This window comes from Microbacterium enclense, assembly GCF_004022425.1.
Classification (GTDB): Bacteria; Actinomycetota; Actinomycetes; order Actinomycetales; family Microbacteriaceae; genus Microbacterium; species Microbacterium enclense_A.
Window position 1 is genome coordinate 1 of the sequence record NZ_RBZY01000081.1, and the last position, 8,724, is coordinate 8,724.

General features: G+C 68.4%; 8 protein-coding genes and 1 pseudogene. 7 read left to right on the forward strand and 2 right to left on the reverse strand.

Translation table 11 applies throughout. From position 1 onward, the window contains the following. Positions 1-151 precede the first annotated feature (151 nt). The 5 genes from D8Y23_RS15180 to yicI all read left to right on the forward strand — a co-directional run bounded on the left by D8Y23_RS15180 (position 152) and on the right by yicI (position 6,679). Positions 152-1,168 (forward strand): LacI family DNA-binding transcriptional regulator, encoded by a 1,017-nt coding sequence (locus tag D8Y23_RS15180; RefSeq protein ID WP_128218914.1) that lies wholly within the window; start codon positions 152-154, stop codon positions 1,166-1,168. A 114-nt stretch (positions 1,169-1,282) separates the two neighbouring features. Continuing rightward, positions 1,283-2,602 (forward strand): ABC transporter substrate-binding protein, encoded by a 1,320-nt coding sequence (locus D8Y23_RS15185; RefSeq protein ID WP_128218915.1) that lies wholly within the window; start codon positions 1,283-1,285, stop codon positions 2,600-2,602. Continuing rightward, complete coding sequence (locus D8Y23_RS15190) at positions 2,602-3,567, forward strand: carbohydrate ABC transporter permease (RefSeq protein WP_128218916.1); 966 nt, start codon at positions 2,602-2,604, stop codon at positions 3,565-3,567. The genes D8Y23_RS15185 and D8Y23_RS15190 overlap by 1 nt, the downstream gene beginning before the upstream one ends. 59 nt (positions 3,568-3,626) lie before the next feature. Next, positions 3,627-4,454, forward strand: coding sequence for a carbohydrate ABC transporter permease (locus tag D8Y23_RS15195; protein WP_164878269.1), 828 nt, complete (start codon positions 3,627-3,629; stop codon positions 4,452-4,454). Further along, positions 4,454-6,679 carry an alpha-xylosidase gene (yicI, locus tag D8Y23_RS15200; RefSeq protein ID WP_128218918.1) on the forward strand — a complete coding sequence of 742 codons (2,226 nt, stop codon included), beginning with the start codon at positions 4,454-4,456 and terminating at the stop codon, positions 6,677-6,679. The genes D8Y23_RS15195 and yicI overlap by 1 nt, the downstream gene beginning before the upstream one ends. On the opposite strand, the gene D8Y23_RS15205 is transcribed toward yicI, so the two are convergent. Next, entirely contained in the window at positions 6,618-7,112 is a 495-nt protein-coding gene (locus tag D8Y23_RS15205) for a MarR family winged helix-turn-helix transcriptional regulator (RefSeq protein WP_128218919.1), read from the reverse strand. The two genes, yicI and D8Y23_RS15205, sit on opposite strands and share 62 nt — an antisense overlap. 137 nt (positions 7,113-7,249) lie before the next feature. Between D8Y23_RS15205 and D8Y23_RS15210 the strand changes: the two genes are divergently transcribed. Further along, positions 7,250-7,636 carry a DUF6958 family protein gene (locus D8Y23_RS15210; RefSeq protein ID WP_164878267.1) on the forward strand — a complete coding sequence of 129 codons (387 nt, stop codon included), beginning with the start codon at positions 7,250-7,252 and terminating at the stop codon, positions 7,634-7,636. A 132-nt stretch (positions 7,637-7,768) separates the two neighbouring features. Further along, a pseudogene (locus tag D8Y23_RS17285) lies at positions 7,769-8,080 on the forward strand (MBL fold metallo-hydrolase); the annotation flags it as partial. Positions 8,081-8,356: 276 nt separating this feature from the next. On the opposite strand, the gene D8Y23_RS15220 reads toward D8Y23_RS17285, so the two are convergent. After that, the coding region (locus D8Y23_RS15220) for an HNH endonuclease signature motif containing protein (protein WP_164878268.1) at positions 8,357-8,724 on the reverse strand (368 nt) is incomplete at its 5' end.

Sequence of the window (8,724 nt, forward strand, 5' to 3'; positions counted from 1 at the left end):
TCGTGTGGCGGCTCATCCCGGCAGTCTGCCACGGTAGGCGCTGCGGTTTGTTGCCTGCGCCAACTTACTTCTTGCGCTTCCGTTCGATGTGGCCTAGCTTTGCCGTCGAAGCGCTTCCCGGAAGCGCTTAGACAGCTACGAAGGAGTCGCTATGGCAGGCATCGACGAGGTCGCCCGCGCTGCGGGCGTGTCGATCAGCACCGTCTCCTACGCGCTGAGCGGCAAGCGTCCGGTGTCGGCCGAGACCCGTCGCCGCATCCAGGCCGCGGTACGCGAGCTGGGGTACAGCCCGAATGCCGGCGCCCGGATGCTCGCCGGCAGCCAGACGAACATCTTCGCGCTGTCCGAGCCCCTCCGTGCGGACAGCCACGCGCCGAGCCACATGGCGTTCATGCACGCGATGACGGTCGCTGCCCGCCGCAAGGAGTACGACATGCTCCTCCTCACCGACGAAGACGCCTCGGCCGGCATGAAGCGGGTCGCGGCGAGCGGATTGGTGGATGCCATCCTGGTGCTCGATGTCGCCCCGGACGACCCGCGCGTCGACATCGCGCGCGCCAGCTCTACGCCGACGCTGTTCGTCGGCATCCCGAACGACCACGACGACCTCGTGTGCGTCGACCTCGACTTCGAGCGCGCGGCGGTCGAGGCGGTCGACCGGCTCGCCGACGCCGGGCATCGCGAGATCGGGCTCATCGGCGGATCGCGGCGCGCGTACGAGAAATCGAACTTCCCGCCCCGCGTGCGCGGTGCCGTCGTGGCGCGGGCGGCTGAGCGTGGCGGGAACGCCCGGGCCGTGGCATCCGGCGAGGTCGTGACCGACCGGGCTCATGTGCGGGAGTCGGTGCGCGAATTCGTCGCTGCGGGGGTGACCGGCATCGTCCTGCACGCACCCGAAGAGGTGCTGCAGGTGACGCTGCTCGAGCTCGCCGCGCTCGGCAAGAGCGTGCCGGGTGACGTGTCGATCGTGTCGGTCGGCAGCAGCTTCGACACCGACGCGCTGCCCACCCCGGTCGACTCGATCCCCCTCGTGCCGCAGAGTTCGTGCGAGCTCGCGGTCGACCTCGCCATCGAGCTGATCGCCGGTCGGCCCGTGGCATCCGGTCTCCATCTCATTCCACCGACCTACCTGGACCGCGGCTCCGTCGCCACGGTTCGTTCCGTCTGACCCTCCCAACTCCACAGCCTGCGCCGTTCGCCCATTATCGAAGCGCTTCGACGCATCCGCCCCCGCTAGCGGACACCCACCACCCAGCGGAACACAGTGAAAGGAGTGCCAACGATGGCACGCACGAACGCACAACGACGCGCGACCCGAGTCCTCACGGCCGTCGGCTCGATCACCGTCGCCACCCTCGCCCTCTCGGCCTGCAGCGGAGGAGGTGACTCCGGCTCCACCGACGGCGAAGGTCAGACGCTCACCCTCTGGCATTACGAGGGCGACGACAGCGCGATGGCCAAGGCCTGGAACGCCGCCGTCCCGATCTTCGAAGAGCAGACCGGCGCCACGGTGAAGATCGAGGAGAAGTCCTTCGAGCAGATCCAGAAGACGGCGAGCCAGGTGCTCGACACCGACGCTGCGCCCGACCTCATGGAGTTCAACAAGGGCAACGCCACCGCGGGCTTCCTCGCGAGCACCGGGCTCATCGCCGATATCAGCGACGCCGTCACCGAGTACGGATGGGATGCCAAGCTCGCCCCGTCGCTGCAGACCACGGCGAAGTACACCGCCGACGGCGTCATGGGGGGCGACACCTGGTACGGCGTGCCGAACTACGGCGAGTTCGTCGGCGTCTACTACAACCTCGACGCCTTCGCCGCCGCGGGCCTCGAGGTGCCGACCACCTACGACGAGTTCGTGGACGTGCTCGACGCCTTCGTCGCGAAGGGCATCACGCCCCTCGCCGAGGCCGGCGCCGAGTACCCGCTCGGACAGCTCTGGTACCAGCTCGCGCTGACCGAGGCCGATCGCTCGTGGGTCGACGACTACCAGCTGTACAAGAACCCGGTCGACTGGAACGGCTCCGAGGTGTCGTACGCCTCCGAGACCCTCAAGGAGTACGTCGACAAGGGCTACATCGCCTCCGACGTCTCGTCGGTCAAGGCCGAAGACGCCGGCGTCTCGTTCATCAACGGCACCTCGCCCATCTTCGTTTCGGGTTCGTGGTGGTACGGCCGGTTCGCTTCCGAGGCCGGGTTCGACTGGACGCTCGCGTCCTTCCCGGGTTCGAAGCTGTCGCTCGGCTCGTCGGGCAACCTGTGGGTCGTTCCCGAACGCTCGCAGAACAAGGACCTGGCGTACCAGTTCATCGACATCACGATGAGCCCCGAGATCCAGGCGATCATCGGCAACAACGGCGGCGTCCCCGTCGCGGCCGATACCGCCGACATCACGGATGCCAAGAGCAAGGAGCTCATCGACACCTTCAACGGCGTCCTCGACGACGACGGCCTGTCGTTCTACCCCGACTGGCCCGCTCCCGGCTTCTACGACGTCCTCGTGCAGGAGCTGCAGGGGCTGGTGACCGGTGCGCAGGACCCGGCGACGACCAACGCCAACCTCGGGAAGAAGTACGACGAAGGCACGGCGGACTTCCGCTGATGGCGCTTCTGACTCGACCGGCTGCTCGGGTGGCGCTCCCGCCCGAGCAGCCGGCCATCCCCCAGCGCCGCGGCGGTACCGCCGCCTACTGGCTGTACCTTCTGCCCGGCTTCGCGCTGCTGCTGGTGATCGTCGTCGTCCCGCTGGTGTGGAACGTGTTCCTGACCTTCACCAAGTGGCGCGGCATCGGTGACCCCGAGTTCATCGGCCTCGACAACTGGTCGAAGCTCCTCGGGGACGAGGACTTCTGGACCTCCTTCGCCAACTCGGTGTGGATGGTCCTCGCGATGGTCGTCGTCCCCACCGTGATCGGCCTCGCCGTCGCGGCCCTGCTGTTCGACGTCGTCGGTCGCAAGTTCGGCGGCAAGGTCGGAAGCTTCCTCCGTGCCACCTACTACCTGCCGCAGATCCTCCCCATCGCCGTGGCCGGCATCGTCATCGGCTGGATCGTCCGCCCCGGCGCAACCGGTGCGCTGAACCAGATCCTGGGCGGGCTCGGCATCCCGTCGTACGACTGGCTCGGCCAGATGCCGTCGGCGCTCATCGTGCTCATGGTCGTGCTCGTGTGGGTGCAGATCGGCTACCCGGTCGTGGTGTTCATGGCCGCCCTGCAGCGCGTCGATCCCGAGCTGTACGAGGCCGCCGAACTCGACGGCGCGAACTGGTTCCAGCGGTTCACCGCGATCACGATGAGCATCATCCGGCCCGAGATCTTCGTCGTCACCCTCACCTGCACCATCGCAGCGCTGAAGGTGTTCGGCCCGGTCTACGTCATCACCCAGGGCGGACCCGCGGGTTCGACCATCGTCCCGGCGTACTACGCCTACCTGGAGTTCTTCACGAAGCGGAACGTCGGGTACGGCGCGACCATCGCAACGGTGCTGACGATCCTCGTCGTCATCGTCTCGATCGTGTTCATCCGCGTGCAGACCTCGCTCGAACGCAAGGAAAGGGCGGGACTGTGACCTCCACCGCCGTCATCACCACGAGCGGCCGCCCGCCGCGCCGCGGAGCTCGCGGTGGCATGACCCGCCGCCGCCCGGTCGACTGGCTGCTGCTCGCGCTCGTCGTCGTCGGTGCACTGCTCGTGCTGGCGCCGTTCTACCTCGTGCTCGTGAACTCGTTCAAGTCGCCGGTCGACTACGCGACCTCCGGCCCGCTCGCGTTGCCGCAGCAACTGGACTTCGGCGGCATCGTCGAGTTCTGGAACCGCGTCGACTTCCCGCGCAAGGTCGGCAACTCGATTCTCATCTCGGGCGTCGTCGCCGTGCTCGCCGTGCTCATCTCGATGCTCAACGCCTTCGCGATCGGCATCGGTCGGGTGCGCGGCCGCACCGGGATCGTGCTGCTGTTCCTCATGGCCAACCTGCTCCCGCAGGAAGCGCTGCTGTATCCGCTGTACTACATGTTCAAATCCGTCGGACTGTACGACAACCTGCTGTCGGTCATCATTGTTTTCACGGTGATCCAGGCCGCCTTCGGCACGTACCTGCTGTCGTCGGTGTACGGCACGTTCCCGCGTGAGATCCTCGAGGCCGCCGCGATCGACGGCGCGAGCCGGTGGCAGATCCTCTGGCGCGTCGTGTTCCCGATCAGTCGTCCGACGCTGTCGGTGCTCGTCATCTTCTTCTTCATCTGGACGTGGAACGAGTTCCTGATCCCCCTGACGTTCCTGGCATCCAACGACAACCAGACCGTGCCCGTCGCGATCAGCGTCCTGCAGGGCGACCGACTGATGGATGTCACCACCATCAGCGCATCGGCGCTTCTGGGGATCATCCCGACGCTGATCTTCTTCCTCATCTTCCAGCGCACGCTGACACGCGGCATCACGGCAGGAGCAGTCAAGTAATGAAGTTCACCGATGGTTTCTGGCTCATGCGGCCGGGTGTCACCGTCGACTACGCCGCCGAGGCGTACGACATCGAGCGGATCGACACCGCCGACGGGCCGGGGCTGGTCGTGCATGCGCCGACGAAGGTCATCGCCAAGCGCGGCGACGTGCTGAACCGCAGTGTCCTCACCGTGACGCTGTCGTCGCCGCTCGACGGCGTCGTGCGGGTGCGGATCGTCCATCATGAGGGCGCGCGGCGGTCCGCGGGGTTCGCGCTGCCGGGCGCCGTCGTGGGCGGCGGGGCTGTGGACGTCGAGGGCGGCACGCTGACCGCGGGACGGCTCACCGCGCGCGTCGCGCCGGGAGCGCCGTGGGACCTGTCGTTCGAGGTCGACGGCAGGCGGGTCACCGGGAGCGGGCATCGCTCGGTGGGGCGCGTGAGCCTTGCCGACGGCGCGGATGTCGAGAGCGGTGTGATCTCGAACGCCGGGGCCGACACGGGTGTGCCGTTCTCGCGGCATTTCGTCCACGAGCAGCTCGACCTCGGCGTCGGCGAGGCGATCTACGGCCTCGGCGAACGCTTCGGACCCGTCGTGAAGAACGGCCAGACGGTCGACATCTGGAACGCCGACGGCGGAACCTCGAGCGAGCAGGCGTACAAGAGCGTGCCGTTCTTTGTCTCGTCGGGCGGGTACGGCGTGCTGGTCAACGACCCCGGGCACGTGTCGTTCGAGGTCGGGTCGGAGAACGTGGAGCGCGTGCAGTTCTCGGTCTCCGGCGAGGCTCTGGAGTACTTCGTCATCGCCGGACCCACCCCGAAGGACGTGCTCGAGCGGTACACCGCTCTCACCGGGCGGCCGCCGGTCGTGCCGGCGTGGTCGTTCGGCACGTGGCTCACGACGTCGTTCACCACCGACTACGACGAAGCCACGGTGACGTCGTTCATCGACGGCATGGCCGAACGCGACCTGCCGCTGTCGGTGTTCCACTTCGACTGCTTCTGGATGCGCGAGTTCAACTGGACAGACTTCCAGTGGGACACCCGGGTGTTCCCGGATCCGGATGCCATGCTCCAACGCCTCCACGACCGCGACCTGCGCGTGTCGGTGTGGATCAACCCGTACATCGCGCAGCGCTCCACGCTTTTCGCGGAGGGGGTCGCGAACGGATACTTCGTGCGGCGTCCGGACGGCACGCCGTGGCAGTGGGACCTGTGGGTGCCCGGTATGGCGCTCGTCGACTTCACCAACCCGGATGCCGTGCGCTGGTACCAGTCGTACCTGCGGCGCCTCATCGCGCAGGGCGTGGACTGCTTCAAGACCGACTTCGGCGAGCGGATCCCAACCGACGTCGTGTGGCACGACGGCACGGATCCCGAGCGGATGCACAACCTGTACGCGCAGCTGTACAACGCCGCGGTGCACGAGGTGCTCGTCGAGGAGAGGGGCATGGGGGAGGCAGTGCTATTCGCGCGGTCGGCGACGGCGGGCGGGCAGACGATGCCCGTGCACTGGGGCGGCGACAACTCGTCGACGTTCGCGTCGATGGCCGAGACGCTGCGCGGCGGCCTGTCGCTCGCGTGGAGCGGGTTCTCGTTCTGGAGCCACGACATCGGCGGATTCGAGGGAACCCCCGACCCCGCCGTGTTCAAGCGCTGGGTCGCGTACGGGATGCTGTCGTCGCACAGCCGCTTCCACGGGTCGGACTCGTACCGGGTGCCGTGGGCGTTCGACGACGAGGCCGTCGAGGTGACGCGGCAGTTCTCCAAGCTCAAGCTGAGGCTCATGCCGTACCTGTACGCGGCGGCGCGTGCAGCCGCGGCGACGGGTGTTCCCCTGATGCGGCCGATGGCGCTGGAGTTCCCAGAGGACCCCACGACGCTGCACCTCGATCGGCAGTACATGCTCGGCCCCGACGTACTCGTGGCCCCGGTGTTCTCGGCGTCTGGTGACGTGACGTTCTACCTGCCCGCGGGCGAGTGGACGCACCTGCTCACGGGTGAGCGCGTGACGGGTGGCGGCTGGCGGCGCGAGACGCACGGCTTCGATACGTTGCCGCTGTACGTACGGCCGGGTGCGGTCCTGCCGTGGGGCGCGCGCGACGATCGGCCCGACTACGACTACCTCGACGGGCTCACGCTGCGGGTGTTCCCGGGCGGCTCGGGCGTGGCCGAGGTAACGATCACGGCTCCGGACGGGCGGACGGAGACATTCCGCGTGGATCGCGCGGAGGTGACGGAGTAACGAGGGACGGATGGATCGCGGCGGCGATCGCTGACAGGGTCTCCGCGAGAGCGGCCGCCGCGTCCTCCGGAAAGTCGGACGCGATCGCCTCGATCACCCGTTCGCCTCCGGGGCGGTAGTGCTGGGCGAGGACACCCCACACCGCGGGGGTGAGGGACAGGAGCTTCACCCGGCGGTCTTCCGTCGACGGTGATCGCTCGATGAGGCGCCGCTCGGTCAGTGAGTCCGCGATGGAGGTGACCGCCGATCGACTGAGGCCCAGGACTCCCGCCACGGAAACCTGGGGGCGGGGACCGTCTTCGAGGAGGTTCAGCAGGCGTAATTCGTTGCGCGTGACGCCGAGCGCGTGGGCGATCTCCGCGTCCCGAGAGTCGAACGCCGCGCCGAGCTGTCGGCACGCGATGAGGACGGGGTGGTGAGGGTCGAAAGGCATCTGTTAGATTCTACGACTGTGCGAACTTCGAACGAAGGGGATCACGTGCAGCGTGGATGGAGACGGCAAGACGCCCGGGTCGCAGATCGTCTTCGCGGATCGGCCAGGGCGGGAGCAGGCCCTTTTGGAGCGTCCTCGTGACGAATGATCCGCATAGCTCCCCGGTCCCGCCCGAAGCGTGGCAGGCGGACGTCGAGAGCAGGGCCCGAGGTCGTGTGCAGATGTTCAACTCGACGCGACCCGGCGGTCTCGACGGGTGGACCATCGCTGTCGAGCAATACGACCTCCTCGTCGCGGTGATCCTCGAGGTCATCGACGCGTTCTCCGACGAGGACGGGAGTGTGCCTCTGCAGGTCATCGTGGACGAGGCGCAGCGTCGTCTGGGAACGCACTCCGCCTTTCCCGGGGGCCGCCTCTCCAACTACGTTCGCTACACCAAGGTCGACCTCGAGGCTCGGGGTGTGGTCGAGCGGGTGCCCCGGTCGTCGCCACAGCGTGTGCGACGAGTCGGCGACGGCGCATAGAAGGGACGGGGCGGTTCGCCTGTCTTGCACGAGGTCGTACCCGGCGTGCTCGTCGCGAGGAGTCGCGTCATGCACACCACCTCGACCGTGGTCGTCGAGTCCGGTCGGGCGCTGCTGATCGATCCGGCGTGGATGCCGGACGAACTCGACGCGCTCGCCGCCGCGTTGCGGGGGCGTGGGCTGCCGGTCGCCGAGGGGTTCGCGACGCACGCGCATCACGACCACCTGCTCTGGCATCCGTTGTTCGTCGATGTGCCGCGGTGGGCCTCGGCGCGGACGGCCGAGCTCGCTGCCCTCGAGCGGGACGCCTTGGTTGCGGCGCTCGGGGCGGAGTTCCCGGCTGAACTGGTCGAGCTGATGGGGCGGGTGGATGCCGGCTCCCCGACGTTCGACGTCGAACTCGTGGTGCACGACGGGCACGCGCCGGGGCACTCGGCGGTATGGCTGCCCGAGCCGCGGGTGCTCGTCGCCGGGGACATGTCGAGCTGCCCTTGCCGCTCGACCCGGACGACGTCCCAGCGGAGTACGCGCGGCTGCGGTCGCTGCTGGCGTAGTGCGCGGCGCCTGCCTCGTCGCCGGCGCGCGGTCCCGAGCGGGCACGACGCCCCCGGCGCGGGCGCGCCTCCACTTGGGCGCCGGTGCGCGGGCGCTGGTGCTCGCGGTGGCGCCGGTGTTCGGGCGCGCTGGTGCTCGGGGTGGCGCCGGTGTTCGCTGCGGCGCCTAGAACGGTGCGGGTTCGTGGTCGTGGTTGTGGCCGGGGTGCGGTGGCGGTGGTGGCGGCGGTGGTGGGGAGGCGTGTACGGGTGTCGCGGGATCCTTGTCGGGGAGGAATCTGACCGCTGGCGTGTAGGGGAGGGGTTCGTCGGTGTAGACCCGACCGGTGGGGGAGGTCCATTCGAGGATCCCGGCGGGGAGTTGTCGGACTGTCCAGCGGGTGAATTGCTTCTGGGTGTGGTGTCTCTGGCACAGGTTCGCGAGGTTGCTGACGTCGGTGGGTCCGCCGAGGGCCCAGTCGTGGGTGTGGTCGACTGCGCAGCGCACGGCCGGGGCGACGCACCCGGGCCAGCGGCAGTGGCGGTCGCGGGCGC

Coding starts and splice junctions, on each gene's coding strand:
- yicI (WP_128218918.1), top strand. CDS start 4,454: ATGAAGTTCACCGATGGTTTCTGGCTCATGCGGCCGGGTGTCACCGTC.
- D8Y23_RS15190 (WP_128218916.1), top strand. CDS start 2,602: ATGGCGCTTCTGACTCGACCGGCTGCTCGGGTGGCGCTCCCGCCCGAG.
- D8Y23_RS15195 (WP_164878269.1), top strand. CDS start 3,627: ATGACCCGCCGCCGCCCGGTCGACTGGCTGCTGCTCGCGCTCGTCGTC.
- D8Y23_RS15205 (WP_128218919.1), bottom strand. CDS start 7,112: ATGCCTTTCGACCCTCACCACCCCGTCCTCATCGCGTGCCGACAGCTC.
- D8Y23_RS15180 (WP_128218914.1), top strand. CDS start 152: ATGGCAGGCATCGACGAGGTCGCCCGCGCTGCGGGCGTGTCGATCAGC.
- D8Y23_RS15185 (WP_128218915.1), top strand. CDS start 1,283: ATGGCACGCACGAACGCACAACGACGCGCGACCCGAGTCCTCACGGCC.